The 18,286-nt window shown below is 52.4% G+C and carries 14 protein-coding genes, 1 other RNA gene and 1 pseudogene; 11 read left to right on the top strand and 5 right to left on the bottom strand.

What is annotated here, in order from left to right; all coding sequences use genetic code 11:
* The first annotated feature begins 98 nt into the window (after positions 1 to 98).
* Together IM294_RS03945 and IM294_RS03950 are read left to right on the top strand one after the other, a co-directional pair.
* A complete protein-coding gene (locus tag IM294_RS03945) occupies positions 99 to 890 on the top strand; it encodes an inner membrane protein YpjD (protein WP_032645009.1) in 792 nt (263 codons plus the stop codon).
* A gap of 19 nt (positions 891 to 909) precedes the next feature.
* Positions 910 to 2,196 (top strand): HlyC/CorC family transporter, encoded by a 1,287-nt coding sequence (locus tag IM294_RS03950; protein ID WP_032644905.1) that lies wholly within the window; start codon positions 910 to 912, stop codon positions 2,194 to 2,196.
* A 51-nt stretch (positions 2,197 to 2,247) separates the two neighbouring features.
* On the opposite strand, the gene grpE is transcribed toward IM294_RS03950, so the two are convergent.
* On the bottom strand, positions 2,248 to 2,841 hold the full coding sequence (grpE, locus tag IM294_RS03955) for a nucleotide exchange factor GrpE (protein WP_032644906.1): 594 nt from the start codon (positions 2,839 to 2,841) through the stop codon (positions 2,248 to 2,250).
* 122 nt (positions 2,842 to 2,963) lie between these two features.
* On the opposite strand from grpE, the gene nadK reads away from it, so the two are divergent.
* The 3 genes from nadK (at position 2,964) to bamE (ending at position 6,066) form a co-directional block, all read left to right on the top strand.
* Entirely contained in the window at positions 2,964 to 3,842 is an 879-nt protein-coding gene (gene nadK / locus IM294_RS03960) for an NAD(+) kinase (RefSeq protein WP_008502500.1), read from the top strand.
* Positions 3,843 to 3,927: 85 nt separating this feature from the next.
* Entirely contained in the window at positions 3,928 to 5,589 is a 1,662-nt protein-coding gene (recN, locus tag IM294_RS03965; protein WP_126817361.1) for a DNA repair protein RecN, read from the top strand.
* A 138-nt stretch (positions 5,590 to 5,727) separates the two neighbouring features.
* Complete coding sequence (gene bamE, locus IM294_RS03970; RefSeq protein ID WP_028014132.1) at positions 5,728 to 6,066, top strand: outer membrane protein assembly factor BamE; 339 nt, start codon at positions 5,728 to 5,730, stop codon at positions 6,064 to 6,066.
* A 103-nt stretch (positions 6,067 to 6,169) separates the two neighbouring features.
* Here the strand turns inward: bamE and IM294_RS03975 are convergent, their stop codons facing one another.
* Positions 6,170 to 6,457 (bottom strand): RnfH family protein, encoded by a 288-nt coding sequence (locus tag IM294_RS03975; RefSeq protein ID WP_047366684.1) that lies wholly within the window; start codon positions 6,455 to 6,457, stop codon positions 6,170 to 6,172.
* Complete coding sequence (locus IM294_RS03980) at positions 6,447 to 6,884, bottom strand: type II toxin-antitoxin system RatA family toxin (RefSeq protein ID WP_205626239.1); 438 nt, start codon at positions 6,882 to 6,884, stop codon at positions 6,447 to 6,449. Before IM294_RS03980 ends, IM294_RS03975 begins: the two co-directional genes overlap by 11 nt.
* A 156-nt stretch (positions 6,885 to 7,040) precedes the next feature.
* Between IM294_RS03980 and smpB the strand changes: the two genes are divergently transcribed.
* From smpB to IM294_RS04005, 5 genes are all read left to right on the top strand, one after another.
* On the top strand, positions 7,041 to 7,523 hold the full coding sequence (gene smpB / locus IM294_RS03985) for an SsrA-binding protein SmpB (protein ID WP_008502505.1): 483 nt from the start codon (positions 7,041 to 7,043) through the stop codon (positions 7,521 to 7,523).
* A gap of 89 nt (positions 7,524 to 7,612) precedes the next feature.
* Positions 7,613 to 7,976, top strand: a transfer-messenger RNA (tmRNA) gene (ssrA, locus tag IM294_RS03990).
* A 204-nt stretch (positions 7,977 to 8,180) separates the two neighbouring features.
* Complete coding sequence (locus IM294_RS03995; RefSeq protein ID WP_025107349.1) at positions 8,181 to 9,422, top strand: integrase; 1,242 nt, start codon at positions 8,181 to 8,183, stop codon at positions 9,420 to 9,422.
* Between the two features lie 138 nt (positions 9,423 to 9,560).
* Entirely contained in the window at positions 9,561 to 13,190 is a 3,630-nt protein-coding gene (locus tag IM294_RS04000) for an ATP-binding protein (protein ID WP_025107348.1), read from the top strand.
* A gap of 577 nt (positions 13,191 to 13,767) precedes the next feature.
* Positions 13,768 to 14,385: a hypothetical protein gene (locus IM294_RS04005; protein WP_163594495.1), complete on the top strand. Its 618-nt coding sequence runs from the start codon at positions 13,768 to 13,770 to the stop codon at positions 14,383 to 14,385.
* Between the two features lie 355 nt (positions 14,386 to 14,740).
* On the opposite strand, the pseudogene IM294_RS04010 reads toward IM294_RS04005, so the two are convergent.
* A pseudogene (locus IM294_RS04010) lies at positions 14,741 to 15,577 on the bottom strand (DEAD/DEAH box helicase); the annotation flags it as partial.
* Positions 15,578 to 15,853: 276 nt separating this feature from the next.
* The gene (locus tag IM294_RS04015) at positions 15,854 to 16,741 is read right to left on the bottom strand and encodes a LysR family transcriptional regulator (RefSeq protein WP_040018962.1); all 888 of its coding nucleotides are present in this window, start codon (positions 16,739 to 16,741) and stop codon (positions 15,854 to 15,856) included.
* 142 nt (positions 16,742 to 16,883) lie between these two features.
* Between IM294_RS04015 and IM294_RS04020 the strand changes: the two genes are divergently transcribed.
* Positions 16,884 to 18,281 (top strand): amidohydrolase family protein, encoded by a 1,398-nt coding sequence (locus IM294_RS04020; RefSeq protein ID WP_040018961.1) that lies wholly within the window; start codon positions 16,884 to 16,886, stop codon positions 18,279 to 18,281.
* Positions 18,282 to 18,286 lie beyond the last annotated feature (5 nt).

The raw sequence follows: 18,286 nt of genomic DNA on the forward strand, positions 1-18,286 counted from the left end.
AACATGAAGGCGCCTTTGTTGTTATGCAACGGTTGGAGCAGGCGTCACGTAACGTTATACTGCTTCTCTTTCTTATTAAGACAACTGTCGATGCCTATATGCCTGTTTTCGCACTGATCGCCCTTGTTGCCTACTCTGTCAGCCTCGCGCTGATTATTCCCGGACTGCTGCAAAAAAACAGCGGCTGGCGGCGCATGGCTATTCTTTCGGCGGTCATCGCACTGATAAGCCACGCGTTTGCGCTGGAATCACGCATCATTCCCGGCGACGGCAGCGTGCAAAACCTGAGCGTCCTCAACGTCGGCTCGCTGGTCAGCCTGATGATCTGTACGGTAATGACCATCGTCGCGTCTAAAAATCGCGGCTGGCTGCTGCTGCCGATTGTCTATACCTTCGCGCTGATCAATCTGGCTTTAGCCACCTTTATGCCTAATGAATTCATTACGCATCTGGAGGCGACGCCGGGGATGCTGGTGCACATCGGCCTGTCGCTGTTCGCCTATGCAACGCTGATCATCGCCGCGCTTTACGCCATGCAGCTCGCCTGGATTGATTACCAGTTGAAAAACAAAAAGCTGGCGTTCAACCATGAAATGCCGCCGCTGATGGTCATTGAGCGTAAGATGTTCCACATCACCCAAATAGGCGTGGTGCTGCTGACGCTCACGCTCTGCACCGGCCTGTTTTACATGAAGAACCTGTTCAGCGTGGAGAATATCGATAAAGCAGTGCTCTCCATCATCGCGTGGTTTGTCTATATTGTCCTGTTGTGGGGCCATTATCATGAAGGCTGGCGCGGTCGTCGCGTCGTCTGGTTCAACGTCGCGGGTGCGGGCATTCTCACCCTTGCCTATTTTGGCAGCCGCTTCATACAGCAATTTGCTGGCTAAGTTATAAAAGGAGTTCCCCCTGGAACACATCTCTACCACCACGTTGATCGTTATCCTGATCGTCATGGTGGTCATCTCCGCCTATTTCTCCGGCTCGGAAACCGGCATGATGACCTTAAACCGTTACCGGTTGCGTCATCGTGCTAAACAGGGTAACCGTGCCGCCCGCCGCGTTGAAAAACTGCTCCGCAAGCCGGATCGGCTGATAAGCCTGGTACTTATCGGCAACAACCTTGTCAATATTCTGGCCTCAGCCCTCGGCACCATCGTTGGGATGCGCCTGTACGGCAACGCCGGGGTCGCGATTGCCACCGGCGTGCTGACGTTTGTGGTGCTGGTGTTTGCCGAAGTACTGCCAAAAACCATCGCCGCGCTTTACCCGGAAAAGGTGGCCTACCCGAGCAGCTTCCTGCTGGCACCGCTGCAGATCCTGATGATGCCGCTGGTCTGGCTGCTGAACATGGTCACACGCGTTTTAATGCGGATGGTGGGGATCAAAGCCGACGTCACTATCAGCAGCGCGCTCAGCAAAGAAGAGCTGCGCACCATCGTGAACGAATCCCGCTCGCAGATCTCCCGGCGCAATCAGGATATGCTCCTGTCGGTGCTGGATCTGGAAAAAGTGAGCGTGAACGACATCATGGTGCCGCGCAACGAAATCGTCGGTATCGACATCAACGACGACTGGAAAGCCATTGTCCGCCAGCTGACGCACTCTCCGCATGGGCGCATCGTGCTCTATCGCGACTCGCTGGATGACGCCATCAGCATGCTGCGCGTGCGCGAAGCCTACCGTCTGATGACCGAGAAAAAAGAGTTCACCAAAGAGGTGATGCTGCGCGCCGCCGACGAGATTTACTACGTGCCGGAAGGCACGCCGCTCAGCACGCAGCTGGTTAAATTCCAGCGCAACAAGAAAAAAGTCGGCCTGGTGGTCAACGAGTACGGCGATATTCAGGGCCTGGTGACGGTCGAAGATATTCTGGAAGAGATTGTCGGAGACTTTACCACGTCGATGTCCCCTTCTCTCGCGGAAGAGGTCACCCCGCAAAACGATGGTTCGGTGCTGATTGACGGTAGCGCGAACATCCGTGAACTCAACAAAGCCTTTAACTGGCATTTGCCGGAAGATGAAGCTCGTACCATGAACGGGATGATTCTGGAAGCGCTGGAAGAGATCCCGGCGGCGGGCACGCGGGTGCGCATTGAGCAGTACGATATTGATATCCTGGACGTGCAGGACAATATGATTAAGCAGGTGAAGGTGCTGCCCGTTACGCCACTTCGGGAAAGTATTGCCGAGTAAAGCGTAGGCCGGGTAAGGCGAATGCCGCCACCCGGCACTACAGGTAGCAAATTAGGCTTTCGCTTTCGCCACGGTCACCATCGCAGCGCGAATGGTACGGCCATTCAGGGTGTAACCTTTCTGCATCACGCCCAGCACTTTACCGGCTTCAATCTCTTCAGATTCCACCATCGCAATGGCCTGGTGAACGTTTGGATCCAGCGGCACATCGGTATCCGCAATCACTTCCACGCCAAACTTACGCACGACGTCGAGCATGGATTTCAGCGTCAGTTCGATACCTTCGATCATCGCCGCGTTGTCCGGATTCGCTTTGTCAGCCACTTCCAGCGCGCGGTCGAGGCTATCGATCACCGGCAGCAGTTCGTTGACGAATTTCTCCAGCGCAAATTTATGCGCCTTCTCAACGTCCTGCTCGGTGCGACGACGCAGGTTTTCCATTTCCGCCTTGATGCGCAGAACGGTGTCGCGTTCGCGATTCTGTGCTTCTACCAGTTGGGCTTCCAGATTCGCAATTTTTTCATCGCGCGGGTCCACCTGCTCAGCAGATGCGTCTGGCTCTACAGCCTCAACTTCATCGTGCTGTTCCGTGATAATTTCTTCAGGGGCTTGCCCCTCAGGCGTTTTCTGTTCTTTACTACTCATGAATTTCTCCGCGTTTTTCTGCATTCATCTCGCTAACTTCGCTTATTATGGGGATCAGTTTCCTGGATTCAAGGGAACAAGAGAGATTGTCATCATTCATCAGGCACAAGGACCTCCAGAAAATGAATAATCATTTCAGGTGTATTGGGATCGTCGGGCATCCGCGTCACCCTACCGCATTGACGACACATGAAATGTTGTATCGCTGGTTGTGTAGCAAAGGCTATGAAGTGATGGTCGAGCAGCAAATTGCGCAGGAACTGCAGCTGAAGAGCGTCAAAACCGGCACGCTGGCGGAAATTGGCCAACAGGCCGATCTCGCCGTGGTGGTGGGCGGCGATGGCAACATGCTCGGCGCGGCACGCACGCTGGCGCGTTATGACATCAAGGTCATCGGTATCAACCGCGGCAATCTCGGCTTTTTAACCGACCTCGATCCGGACAACGCGCAGCAACAGCTGGCCGACGTGCTGGAAGGTCATTATATCAGCGAAAAACGCTTTTTACTGGAAGCGCAGGTGTGCCAGCAGGACTGTCAGAAGCGCATCAGCACCGCGATTAACGAGGTGGTGCTTCATCCCGGCAAAGTGGCACACATGATTGAGTTCGAAGTTTATATCGACGAAATCTTTGCCTTCTCCCAGCGTTCTGACGGGTTGATTATCTCCACCCCGACCGGCTCAACCGCCTACTCGCTTTCTGCGGGCGGCCCGATCCTGACGCCCTCTCTGGATGCTATTACACTAGTGCCGATGTTCCCGCACACGCTCTCCGCGCGCCCGCTGGTAATTAACGGCGACAGCACGATACGTCTGCGCTTCTCGCACCGCCGTAACGACCTGGAGATCAGCTGCGACAGCCAGATCGCGCTGCCAATCCAGGAAGGTGAAGATGTTCTTATTCGCCGGTGTGATTACCACCTGAACTTGATTCACCCGAAAGATTACAGCTATTTCAACACATTAAGCTCGAAGCTTGGCTGGTCAAAAAAATTGTTCTGATTTTGCATCCAGCACTTTACTGTATAAAAAACCAGTTTATACTGTATGAAAACACAGTTATGGTTTTTCATACAGGAAAACAATTATGCTGGCACAACTGACCATCAGCAACTTTGCCATTGTTCGTGAGCTTGAGATCGATTTCCACAGCGGCATGACGGCGATCACCGGCGAAACCGGTGCGGGTAAATCCATTGCCATTGATGCCCTCGGCTTGTGCCTTGGCGGCCGTGCAGAAGGCGACATGGTGCGCATGGGCGCAAACCGTGCCGATATTTGCGCACGTTTCTCCCTGAAAGATACCCCTGCAGCCCTGCGCTGGCTGGAACAAAATCAGCTCGAAGATGGACGTGAGTGTTTACTTCGCCGCGTGATCAGCAGCGACGGGCGCTCCCGTGGCTTTATCAACGGCACGGCAGTCCCGCTCTCCCAGCTCCGCGAACTCGGCCAGCTGCTTATCCAGATCCACGGTCAGCACGCGCATCAGCAACTCGTCAAACCAGAACAGCAGAAAGCCCTGCTTGATGGCTATGCGGGTGAGTACGCGCTTACTCAGCTTATGGCGGAGCACTACCGCCAGTGGCATCAGAGCTGCCGCGAGCTCGCCCAGCACCAGCAGCAAAGCCAGGAGCGCGCCGCGCGTGCGGAGCTGCTGGCGTACCAGCTTAAAGAGCTGAACGAATTCAACCCGCAGGCGGGTGAGTTTGAACAAATTGACGAAGAGTACAAGCGCCTCGCCAACAGCGGCCACCTGCTCTCAACCAGCCAGAATGCCCTCAACATGCTGGCAGATGGCGAAGACGTTAACCTGCAGAGCCAGCTGTACAATGTCCGTCAACTGGTCACCGAACTGGCCGGCATGGACAGTAAACTTTCTGGCGTACTGGATATGCTGGAAGAGGCCGCGATTCAAATCTCAGAAGCCAGTGACGAACTGCGTCATTATTGTGAACGGCTGGACCTCGACCCGAACCGCCTGTTTGAGCTGGAGCAGCGCCTTTCTCGTCAGATTTCACTGGCGCGCAAGCACCATGTCACGCCGGAAGAACTACCAGGCTATTATCAGTCTCTGCTCGAAGAACAGCAGCAGCTTGACGATCAGGCGGATTCGCAGGAAACCCTCTCTCTGGCCGTGAACCTGCATCATCAGCAGGCGCTGACCACGGCGAAAAAACTGCATGAGATCCGTCAACATTACGCTCAGGAGCTAAGCCAGCACATCACCGACAGCATGCACACGCTGGCGATGCCGCACGGTGTATTCACCATTGATGTCCGTTTTGAAGAGAACCACCTGACGGCAGAAGGGGCGGATCGCATTGAGTTCCGCGTCACCACCAACCCGGGGCAGCCGCTGCAGGCAATCTCCAAAGTGGCATCCGGTGGTGAACTGTCGCGTATTGCGCTGGCGATTCAGGTGATTACCGCACGTAAAATGGAAACCCCGGCGCTGATTTTCGATGAAGTGGATGTCGGCATCAGCGGCCCAACGGCGGCAGTGGTGGGTAAACTGCTGCGCCAGCTAGGTGAGTCAACGCAGGTGATGTGTGTCACCCACCTGCCGCAGGTCGCGGGATGTGGTCATCATCACTTTATTGTCAGTAAAGAAACCGACGGCGAAATGACCGAAACGCACATGAAGCCGCTGGATAAACGCGCGCGTCTGCAGGAGCTGGCACGACTGCTCGGCGGCAGTGAAGTCACGCGTAATACGCTCGCGAACGCGAAAGAACTGCTGGCGGCATAAACTTTTTCGGGATCTCAGGGTCATACAGAACAACAAAAACGCCGCCAGACCGGTTTCAAAGTGGGGCAAGGTCTATTATCATCGGCATATTACATATGAGCCGCGTTCTGCTCGGGCCCGAAAAGGAATCAAATCACTATGCGTTGTAAAATGCTGACCGCTGCCGCAGCGGTTCTTCTGATGTTGACCGCAGGCTGTTCCACTCTGGAGAAAGTGGTTTACCGTCCTGACATCAACCAGGGGAACTACCTTACCCCTAACGATGTGTCCAAAATCCGCGTGGGGATGACACAACAGCAGGTCGCTTATGCACTGGGAACCCCGATGATGACCGATCCGTTCGGCACTAACACCTGGTTCTATGTATTCCGTCAGCAGCCTGGCCACGAAAGCGTGACCCAGCAGACCCTGACGCTGACCTTCAGCAGCGCCGGTGTGTTGACCAACATCGACAACAAGCCTGCGCTGACCAAATAATCAGGCGTCAGAAAAGCAAAAAGGTGCTCATTGAGCACCTTTTTTGTTTTGTGTTGATCCCCTCGCCGCTTTAGGGAGAGGAACAGGGTGAGGGGAAGAAGCGCTACTTACCCGCCTTCTCCGCACGCTGACGACGCAGCTCTTTCGGATCGGCAATCAGCGGACGATAAATCTCGACCCGGTCGCCCTCCCTCAGCACATCGCCCAGCTTCACCGGACGGCTGTAAATCCCGACCTTATTCTTCGCCAGGTCGATATCTCTGCGAAGCTCGAGGATGCCGGACGCGCGAATAGCCGCCTCAACGGTGGCACCCTCTTCCAGCATTACGCGCTGTAAGTACTGCTTCTCCGGCAGCGCGTAGACCACCTCTACAGCAATCTTATGCGACACTGTAAACCTCTTTGGCGCGGGTGGTAAACGCCTGAACCATATTTGACGCCAGCTCTTTAAAGATGCGGCCAAACGCCAGCTCAATTAGCTTATTGGTGAACTCAAAGTCCAGATGGAACTCAATGCGGCAGGCGTCAGCGCTCAGTGGCGTAAACTTCCAGCCACCCATCAGGGATTTAAATGGACCATCCACCAGATGCATCAAAATACTCTGATTGTTTGTCAGCGTATTGCGGGTGGTGAACGTCTTGCTGATCCCCGCTTTGGAGACATCCACCGCCGCAGTCATCTGCGTCGGGCCAGACTCCAGAACGCGGCTCCCGGTACATCCCGGGATAAACTCTGGATAAGACTGAACATCGTTCACTAACTGATACATTTGTTCCGCGCTGTAAGGAACGAGCGCAGTACGGCTAATCTGAGGCATAGCAATTTCCATGGTCACACAACGGACAAATAATAACATTTATCACCTGTTAAAAAAACGCTAAGCCTCATCTCGTGCTAAGATAGCGCGTTAGACCTCACAGGACGCAATGAGGTGACTTTTTGAAATCAGATTACCGACGGCTTTACGACACTTATGACGAAGAAAAAAGCACATAAACCAGGCTCGGCGACCATTGCGCTCAACAAGCGTGCTCGCCACGAGTATTTCATTGAAGAAGAATTCGAAGCTGGCCTTGCGTTGCAGGGCTGGGAAGTAAAATCGCTGCGCGCCGGGAAAGCCAACATCGGCGACAGCTACGTGATCCTTAAAGATGGCGAAGCCTTCCTGTTCGGCGCGAACTTTACGCCGCTGACCGTCGCCTCGTCGCACTACGTATGTGACCCAACGCGCACCCGTAAGCTGCTGCTGAACAAGCGTGAGCTGGAATCCCTCTACGGACGCATCAACCGTGAAGGTTTCACCGTGGTCGCCCTGTCACTGTACTGGAAAAATGCCTGGTGCAAAGTGAAGGTTGGCGTCGCGAAAGGTAAAAAACAGCACGACAAACGTACTGACCTGAAAGAACGCGAGTGGCAGTTGGATAAAGCGCGCATCATGAAAAACGCAGGACGTTGATTCTGCACACTTATTGTACTATTCAATAAGTTAGCGTTCCGGGCTGGTATCCAGGAAGTGAAATCTGGTATACTTAGTTCAACACTATTGGGGCTGATTCTGGATTCGACGGGATTTGCGAAACCCAAGGTGCATGCCGAGGGGCGGTTTGCCTCGTTAAAAGCCGCAAAAAAATAGTCGCAAACGACGAAAACTACGCTTTAGCAGCTTAATAACCTGCTCTGAGCCCTCTCTCCCTAGCTTCCGCTCTTAAGACGGGGATCAAAGAGAGGTCAAACCCAAAAGAGATCGCGTGGAAGCCCTGCCTGGGGTTGAAGCGTTAAAACTAATCAGGCTAGTTCGTTAGTGGCGTGTCTGTCCGCAGCTGGCGTGCGAATGTAAAGACAAACTAAGCATGTAGTACCGAGGATGTAGAAATTTCGGACGCGGGTTCAACTCCCGCCAGCTCCACCAAAATTCTCCATCGGTGATTACCAGAGTCATCCGATGAAGTCCTAAGAGCCCGCACGGCGCAAGCCCTGCGGGCTTTTTTGTGCCCTCATTTTGTCCCGCGAAGTCTGATGCCGACTAATTAAATCCGAACCTTTTAGGCACCTTGTTAGGCACCTCATAAAGCTTTATTGTTTTTGAGGTGCCTAAAACTATGGAAACCCGGCAATGGCAAGACAAACCAAACCTCTATCCGTTAAAGAAATTGAATCTGCTAAGCCCAAGGAAGCGGACTACGTTCTCTATGATGGTGATGGCCTTGAGCTACTAATCAAATCCAGCGGAAGTAAAATCTGGCAGTTTCGCTACATTCGCCCTGTCACTAAGAAACGTGCGAAGAAGAGCATAGGCCCCTACCCGTCAGTTACCCTTGCCGATGCCCGAAACTATCGGGCAGAGTCCCGCTCTCTTCTGGCGAAACAAATTGATCCCCAGGAACATCAGCAGGAACAACTGCGCAGTTCAATTGAAGCCAAAACCAATACTTTCCAGCTCGTAGCTGAACGTTGGTGGAATGTGAAGAAAGCAAGCGTAACAGCGGACTATGCAGAAGATATCTGGCGCTCTCTTGAGAGAGATGTCTTTCCTGCAATTGGGGACGTTAGCGTTACAGATATTAAAGCTCACACACTGGTTCAGGCCGTTCAACCTGTTCAGGCCAGAGGAGCACTGGAAACCGTTCGTCGACTGTGCCAACGCATTAATGAGGTCATGATCTATGCCCAAAACACAGGGCTGATTGATGCTGTTCCCAGCGTTAATATCGGTAAAGCCTTCGAGAAGCCTCAGAAAAAGAACATGCCCAGCATTCGACCGGACCAGCTACCTCAACTGATGCAGACAATGCGAACAGCCAGCATTAGCCTTTCCACACGCTGCCTGTTCATGTGGCAACTTCTTACTATTACCCGCCCTGCCGAAGCGGCTGAAGCTCGCTGGGAAGAGGTAGACATAGAAGCGCGAGAGTGGAAGATTCCTGCAGCACGCATGAAAATGAACCGCGACCATACTGTTCCATTGTCTGATGAAGCAATTGCTGTTTTGGAAGTGATGAAACCATTAAGCGGCAACCGAGAATTTATCTTTCCCAGCCGTATCAAACCAAAGCAACCAATGAATAGCCAGACCGTTAACGCATCGCTAAAACGTGCAGGTTTTGGTGGCGTGCTCGTTTCACATGGTTTGCGTTCTATCGCCAGCACAGCCCTTAATGAGCAAGGCTTTCCACCAGATGTTATTGAAGCTGCATTGGCACATGTGGATAAGAATGAGGTACGTCGCGCTTATAACCGCAGTGATTACCTTGAGCAACGGCGACCGATGATGCAATGGTGGGCTGATTTTGTTATGGCTGCTGATCGCGGAAGTATGATTGTGGGAGGTATGAGGGGAGAGCGTTTAACGGGATGACGGATAATTAATGACAGTTCCCACTTTAGTAGTGGGCCAGATGAGAATTTATATTTCAAGCGAAAGCTAATAGTTTTAGAAATCAAACTAATTAGCATAATATCTCTTAATTGAAGGGATATGGAGCCGCAGAAATAAATGAAGACACGGCAGTATGCGCAAAAATCAATCTTCGATCTGGAAGCAATCTTCGAGCAGTCCAGCAACAATGTTAGCGAACTTGAACAGTTGTTGAGCGAGCTGACCTTTCGCAACACTGCCAGGGCGCGGACGCTGACGGCTAAAATCGAGCAATCTCTATTTGCACTAAGCGGCCACAGCGTGGTCGCCATGTCGGCTTCCAGCCCATCAACACACCATCCCGATTCGGTGTCCATTCAATCTTCTCGAGTTGTGCCCCACAATTCGCCTGCTGCGGAAGAGCAACTTCAACTGAAGGCCATCCCAGACTCTGCCATACGAGAGCAATTCGACAAAGACCAAATCGACCTTGGTCCGATCCCGTCTTTTTCTCCATCAGGTAAGGCGAATGATGCGCGAGCAATACTGGCAGCATGGACAGCCCTCGAAGCACTGTCGCCTCAAGCTTATAAACGCCCAGAGGATATGGCAACCGGCGACCGCTCTAGGGTTGCTCTATTGGAGCGAGGTGTTCCATGGGGACCAAATGCCCGCAGCAAGCCCAGTTATAAGCTTTATTTCGAGGTCGTCCTCGGCTCCATCGCTCTCGACAAGGCGACGGACGAGCTGGTCAAGGTTTTTGGCGAGGATGAGGAGCGTTCACGCCCGGACGGTAAGAAAGCGGCCATCGGCTCGATCCTGATCGACAAAGAAGGCTTTGTGCTTGAGGACAAAGGCGTTGCCGTGTCCAGTTTTGCCTGGGCACTCAAGCCGGCTCTCGATCTGAAGCTTGGGAGTTTAGGGAATTGGCCGAATGTTGAGCCGCGCATTATCGAGCATCTGGATCGAATGGTTCGCCACCACAACAAAGATGGAGAACCCATACCGATCGATCTGAATGTTGTTCATAACGCTTATAAATGGCTTGTATCGCAGTTCAGTGTACCCGAGCATTTGGTTGAGCCACCCACATTCGCGATTAAGGTGTTTCATCATTTCAAGGCTAAGGCGCCGCCTGAACCTTCGTTACTGAATTCCTTCTATCTTGAAGATCTCGGTGAAGCAACCAAATTGCTCGAGACGGGCAAAGCCGGAACCGGTTTGCGCCGCTACATGGGAATTGGAAGACCTGACCAGAAAATCGACGTGCTATCGCCCATTTCCGCAGTTGAGCCGTTCGTCGCACCGTCGCTCATGCCGCAGGCTCGTTGGCCTTCGAAAGGCGGCCATCCACTGGTGCTGCTTCAACAGGCTGCCGTGAATGCGGCGCGTGCTGAGCTGAATGATGCTCCAGGTATCATCGGCGTCAATGGGCCTCCGGGAACCGGAAAGACTACTCTTCTCCGGGATATCGTCGTTGGATGCATTCTCGATCGGGCCACGGCGATGTCCGGCTTCAACAAACCGCAGGATGCCTTTTCCACAACAGGCGAGAAGCTGGCATTCGGTTCCAATGCATTCCTGCACTTCTACAAGTTACATGCATCCTTGAAGGGCCATGAGATCGTCGTAGCCTCCTCCAATAACAAAGCGGTCGAAAACGTCAGTAAAGAGCTTCCTCTCAAGGAAGCCAATGGTCGCCATGAACAGATCGCCTACTTCCGGTCCATCAGCGATCTGATTGCGAATCCCAAACGCGCCGGCTATTTCGAAGCCGAGGCCGAGGGGGACATCCCCTCCGACACTGTCGAAACCTGGGGGTTGATCGCCGCAGCTCTCGGCAAGAGCAGCAACCGAGGCGCGTTTCAGCAAGGTTTCTGGTGGAATGAAGACGGTGGTTTCCTTACCTACCTGAAAGCAGCTCGCGGCATAAATGTCATGCGTGAGATCAAGGACGAGCGAACTGGCGAAACCATCGATCGCGTGATGCCCAGCGTGGTTGTCAATGAGCGGCCCAGCACCAACGAAGCGGATGCTGCTGCGGCCTGGCAGAAAGCGCGAACCGCCTTTCTTAAACTTAAGGAGACGGTAGACGCCGAAATCGCCAGCATCGAAGAGATGCGACGGGATATCCAGGCGCTCAAGGGAGCGATCACCGAACTTCAAAGAGCTGAACAGCGTCGACCGAGTCTGAATGAAGCCGTCGAAGAGGCACACAAGACTGCTGAATCCTGCCAACGAGAGCATGAGAAGGCAAAATCGCAGATCGAGCAGGACAAGATCATGCTCGACAGCCATCTTGCTTGCCGTCCAGGTTTCTTCTCCCGTTTGTTTGCGACTGCGGCCTGGAAGTCGTGGAGATCGACACTGCAGAAGCTCTCGGCGACCTTGCAGCAATCAGTCATACGGGCGCAGGGGACGGACGGTGCCCTAGAGCTTGCAAGGGCTGAGTGGGGCAATACTGAGTCCCAGTTACAGCAACTCGACCAGGAAATTTCCAGCAAATGTCAGGCTGTCTCGGAATTGAAGGCAACCGAGGCACAGGCACGAAACCGTATGGGAGACAGGGTCGTTGATGCGAGGTTCTTCGAGCTCGAGCACGAGGCTATCCACCTCACTGCACCCTGGCTTCCCGATGAGGTTCATCGCCTGCGGGAGGATCTTTTCGCCGCTGCCCTGACTGTGCATAAAACGTTCATCGATGCTTCGGCCAGCCGCTTGCAACACAATCTTGGGTTATTGATGTCAGGCATGGTAGCTGGTGCCTTCCAGTCTTCCGCTCACCGTGAACTTCTCCCCGACCTTTGGTCAAGCCTTTTCGTGGTTGTGCCGACCGTGTCCACGACATTCGCCTCTGTTCGGACGATGTTCGGGGATCTGCCACCAGAGAGCATTGGTTGGCTTCTGGTAGATGAAGCGGGCCAAGCCGTTCCTCAGGCAGCAGTTGGAGCTATCATGCGGGCAAAGCGCTCCATCGTGGTAGGTGACCCGTTGCAAATCCCACCTGTAGTTTCACTTCCTGAAAAGCTGAACGCCGAAATCTGCAAGTTCTTTGACATTGACCAAGTCGAATGGTCTGCCCCCGCAGCATCTACGCAGACCCTTGCTGATCAGGCATCGCGCTTCAAATCCACCTTCGTCATGGACGTAGGTGATCGAGAAGTCGGGCTGCCATTGCTCGTTCACAGGCGTTGCCAGAACCCAATGTTTGATGTTTCTAACTCCATCGCCTATGCCGGGCAGATGGTCCATGCTGTCGGGCCTAAAAAACCCGGATCTATCGGCTCGGCTTTGGGGAGATCTCACTGGGTGGATATCAATGGCGATGCTGAGACGAAGTGGTGTCCCGACGAGGGCGAAGCGGTTGTGCGAATGCTCAAAGAGCTGGCAGCATCGGGCATTACAAATCCGGACGTATTTATCATCACACCATTCAAGATCGTAGAGCAGAACATGCGTCGGCGTCTCGACAGTGAAACTGATCTGCTGCGAACGTTCGGCGTAAAGCTGGATGAATGGTGCCGTGATCGTGTAGGCACAATCCACACGTTCCAGGGCCGAGAGGCGGACACGGTAATCCTGTTGCTGGGTGCGCCGAAAGCGAGTCAGCAAAGGGCACGTCAGTGGGCGGCAAGCCCACCAAACATAATCAATGTAGCCGTCTCACGCGCCAAGCAAAACCTGTATGTGGTCGGCTCGGCTGCTGCATGGGCAGGGGCGGGAACTAGCCTTCAGGTCCTGCATCGGCAATTGGCGAAATCAGCCTAACAATCTCCGAGGTGACCCTCATTATTGAGGGCTCATCGCGACTCATTTTTGGCTAACTTCAGTAATGGGCTGGCCGCTATGTGTTAAAATCTGACATTGCTCACATAATAGTCAAGCAGTCACTTTTCACCGCCCATCCAAGCTTGATAATTCTTACCGCTCCCCTTATATCCACACTGAGGAATAACCTCTGACATGGCTAAGGAGTATGATTATGGGGCTTAAACCTGGTCCAAAACCAATCGCAAAATCAACAGGAAAACCCGATCAACGCAGACGTGATAATAAGGATACACCCGGCAATACCCCAGGACTGAAACCAAGCAAATCAACTGGGAAGTAATCGTTTAAGGGTATGGAGAATTCATCTATACCCTTATCTCATCAAATCAGTCTGCTTTAGCCCGTTTAGTGCCAGAAGCGGACGTTGGGTCCGCTTATTTAAAAGCGCATGATTCGCCTGGATGGGATACTTACACTCCTACTGGCTTCGCTTCCTAGGAAAAACTACACTGAGCAGCATTTATAATGCCTTAACTTCGCATGGCTTAGCATATAGCTGGAGTAATAAGAAATAATGAAAAGTCGCTTTGAAAACGCTTTCCAAGAAGCAGCATCCGCTGCAAACCGTGCAGTCAGTGCTGTAATGCAGAAGTATTCGTCTGGGTTAGTCACGGATGAAGACGACATTACTGGAGCGCTGATCGGCCGGTTGGACGCAGCTTTTGACGGAAATATTGGTGGTATTACTTGGTCTTCATCCATTCTCAGGCATCGTAAGGGTGTCGCTGCACAAGAGAAGAAGGCCGGTGCTGACATGCTGATCCATGTCACAATTGACACACCGTCTCTCACCTATTCAAAGGGAGTTCTGATTCAGTCAAAGAGAGTTGATGAAGGTATTGCGATGACAGTACATGGTCACAGAGAACTGCTGAGACAGTGCGACAAAATGCTGAATATCACTCCGGCTTCGTTTGTTTTCAACTATACGAAGTCAGGGATGCGCTGCGCTTCCGCAATGAGGATTGCTGGGGAACTTAGCCCAATGTTAAACGACTCGTGCAACCTGACTTCATACCGCTTCTTCTTGGAGTTGTTCCGATGTACCATTGGAGATCGTAACATTACATCAGCTCAGTTTGATGATCTTCAGATACCTCAAGGCATCGCCATCAAAGGAACGCAAGGATAGGGACTGCTCCGTAGCTGGCTTTGAGGGGATGTATCCCCCAGTCGAAGGGCAGCATACTGTAAATGACAGTTTGAGTAGTTTCCGTAATTATTTACTAATACTAGGCTGGTGCCCGATTTTCGTCACATTTTTCCAGTCATATGAACGGCCCGCAAGATTTATAACCCTGAGAAATTACTTGCTACGAGCTGAATGCCCATCAGGCCTACTGATAAAAATAATTGAATGACTATATCTCGCTCAAAGCAGACCTTATGACCTCGATTTCTGGCAGATCCGAGCCAAGAGCAAAAATTGATATCCTCAATCGGCCTCAAGCTTAAGGGGAACATCTCCCCCTTTTTATGTAACCAGTTTACTGAAGATGTTCTTTCAGCCAGGTACACGCGCCTTCAATGTCATACGCTTTTTCCCCAAATCCTTTCGCAAGCAGAAACTCTGGTAAATATTCATCATATTTATCTAAGTACTTTTCTGGAACATTTACAGCAAGATCAAACGCTGAGGGCAAGCCTGACAGCAGCAGGCCTTTAAGGGCCTGTTGAACAGAAGTGATACTTGAGCCGTCAATTTCTATAACTCCAGCCAATGAATTAGCTTTAAAGCCACAACGTATGAGCAAGGCTGTAATCGTATTGACAACCTTATCTCCCATCCATGGGAGGATGTAACAGTATTGGCCGCTCGTAAGAAAATACTCATTTTGCAGGTTATAACTCTGGAAGTTACGACTGCCTTCCGCAAATAGGCTTCTGGCGGCAGAATCGGCATAATCTACTCTCTTGCTACCTATTGCTATGCGGTAATCACCTTCCCTATAGATAGCGAGCATTTCCTGACGAACGGCATCATGAACAGACATTCCCCCCCCACTAAATTGTGGTGGCTGACCGCCTTTGGTCGCCTCTACATAGATAACTTTTTTCTCTGTCTCGATCTCTGTCACTCTCCAGCGCCGCCCACCGAAGATGATGTGTTGATCTGGTAGCAGTGGGGAGTCCACAGGCACTGTTCCAAGGGTTCTGTTTCCGGTGACAATGCGGAACTCTTCTGGTGTGTTGAACACGGCATAAAACGTGTAATGGTTAGTCAGTTTCTCCCCCTCTGCCCCAACAACCATTTCTCCACTAGCGAGTTGAGTGAGCAGGCCACATGCCCCCATATGTTTAAGCAGGCTTTTGAAATCGCCTATAATCAGGCTAATACCGTTTTATATTGTTCGACCTGAGCTGCGATTTCTTCGTCAGTTATCGTCGCGCTTCCGCCTGTAATAAACGGCTTGATGTAGTTCATACCCAGATAGCCGGCGTCCTCCATAAAACGGAGATGTGAATTTTTGAGTACAATCTTTCTGCGGGAAGTCGCTGCTCCGGGATGCTCTTACCCGTAGAAACAAAGTCTGCCGTTCTTTCAGGGGGCCTGAATACTGGCGACTTTTAATGTGCAACGGGGAGCTGTGACAGGCGTATCAACTGAATATTTCACCTATCCAGTCTGCAAATGCACGTACAGCAGGGGAAAGAAAACGTTGATGAGGGTAAAGTAGCGTGACAGGAACAGACGGCGGCTGCCAGTCGGCCAGAACTTCAACCAGCGTTCCTTTCTCCATGTGTTCTGCTACAACATTTTCAGCAAGCTGCGCCAGTCCGAACCCTTCAAGGCACATTTTTATATAGAGTCCCGTCTCGTTGACGGCTGCCTGCCCCCTAACGGATACGGACAGCATTTCTGTTCCCTTTACAAAACGCAATTCGTCTGTACGCCGGTTTTGTCCGGAAAAATAATGAATAGCCCGGTGATGAGATAAATCTTCAGGTGACTGCGGAATACCGTACTCCCTGAGATAGTCGGGAGAGGCGCAGGTTATCCAGCGAAATTCCCCGAGCGGACGGGCTACAAGCGTGGAGTTAATTAACTCTCCGGTTCTGATCACGCAGTCTACACCCTCCTGAACCAGGTCAACCTGCCGGTCGCTGACGCCGATCATCAGGTAAATGTCAGGATAACGGCTGTAGAACTCTTTCAGGTTTGGCATGACGATGAAGTGCGCTATACCGCCGGGCATATCAACGCGTAAACGGCCACGGGGGCGCCTGTTCAAATCGGCCAGACTCGCTTCCGTATGTTCAACTAAGGCCAGGATTTCCCGGCACTGCGCCAGATACTGCAGACCTTCCGGAGTAAGGCTGACACGTCTTGTGGTCCGGTTCAGCAGACGCACCTGCAGATATTTCTCCAGGTTTTTGATGGTGCTGGTAACAGTAGAAGAAGGCAGGGAAAGTGTTTCCGCGGCCCGGACAAAGCTTCCGGCCTCAGCCACCCTTATAAAAACCTGCATAGCCTGAATACGATCCACCTGACTGCACTCCTGAATAGCATGTAACGGTGATAATACTCATTATTCGTAAATTGTGAATGATGAAAACAAGTTAGTCATCTTTTTCAGTTTAAACAGGAGGCGTATTGTTTCCCTTCTGAACCTGAAAGAGACGCTTCAAATGACCGATTACATCAGAAATATTGTTAATAATCATACGGATAATGCGCCGGTAACGCTGATCCGCGGTGCAACCATACTGAGTATGGATGAGAATGTTGGTAACCATGAACGTGGCGATATTCTTGTCACAGGTTCAACCATCACCGCAATCGGCAAGGACCTGAACGCCGAGGGTGCTCACGTCATTGATGCAACAAATATGATTGCCATGCCGGGAATGGTCGATTCTCATCGTCATGCCTGGGAAGGTCAGCTACGCCGTATTAACCCCAATGCCACCTGTCTGGACGATTACAGCAACGCCACGCACTTCTCGTTTGCGAAATACTACCGGCCAGCAGATATCTATGTCGGTAATCTCCTGACGGCGCTGGGCGCGATTGATGCGGGTATCACTACCATGATTGATAACTCGCACAACAGCCGTACCGCAGCGCATTCAGACGCCGCCGTTGAAGCCCTGCTTGATGCCGGTATTCGCGCTATTCATGCGTCCGGTGCGCCGGTAGCAGGCGAATGGGATAAAGCGCACTGGCCTGGCAACTGGCAGCGTCTGCAGGAAAAATATTTCAGGGATAATCCTGATAGTCTTGTGACGCTCGGCGTCATGGCCCAGCTGGAGCCGGAATTGTGGGCCGAGGCCCGCAGGCTGGGGCTGCCGATCGTGACCGAATTCTTTGGTGCTGAGATGGCCTCCGAGCTTGAATCGCTGCATCAGCAGGGCCTGTTGGGTCCGGACAATATCTTTAACCACTGTACCGCGCTGCCTGATGAGGGCTGGGAAATCCTGCGTGAAGCCGGCGTGCGGGTAAACGTCTGCCCGCGCTCAGATTCGCACTACGGTATTGAAAGCGGGATGTTTGCCATCGAGGCTGCGCTGCGTCATGGCATCAATCCTGGCCTGAGCGTGGATAACGAAACGTCTTACAGCACCGACATGTTTATGGAAATGCGCGTGGCGTTTTATCTGCAGCGCGTAATGGGCATGCATAAGCAGCACTGCTGTGAATCAGATCATTCATTGACAACGATCCCGGCAGCGCAGCTGCTTAAATCGGCAACGGTCGATGGTGCGTTTTGTGCCGGTCTGCAGGATAAAATAGGCAGCCTGACGCCGGGCAAACAGGCTGATCTGATCCTGATTAACGCGGCTGACCTCAACCTTTACCCGAACGGAAATGCATTCGGAACGGTGGTACATGCAGCTGAACGCAGCAATATCGATACCGTGATGATCGGCGGGCGCATCGTCAAGCAGAACGGCAAAGTGCTGGGTGTGGACAGTGAGCGCCTTCGCGCCGCCATTGATGAATCACGCGAGCACCTATTTGCGGCAGCCGGGTATGAGCCGGACATCTTTGCGGAGAAATTCCTGCCGCTGGTACAGGCAAACTGACAGGA

Source organism: Enterobacter cloacae complex sp. P43RS, from assembly GCF_014930585.1.
Lineage (GTDB): Bacteria > Pseudomonadota > Gammaproteobacteria > Enterobacterales > Enterobacteriaceae > Enterobacter > Enterobacter bugandensis.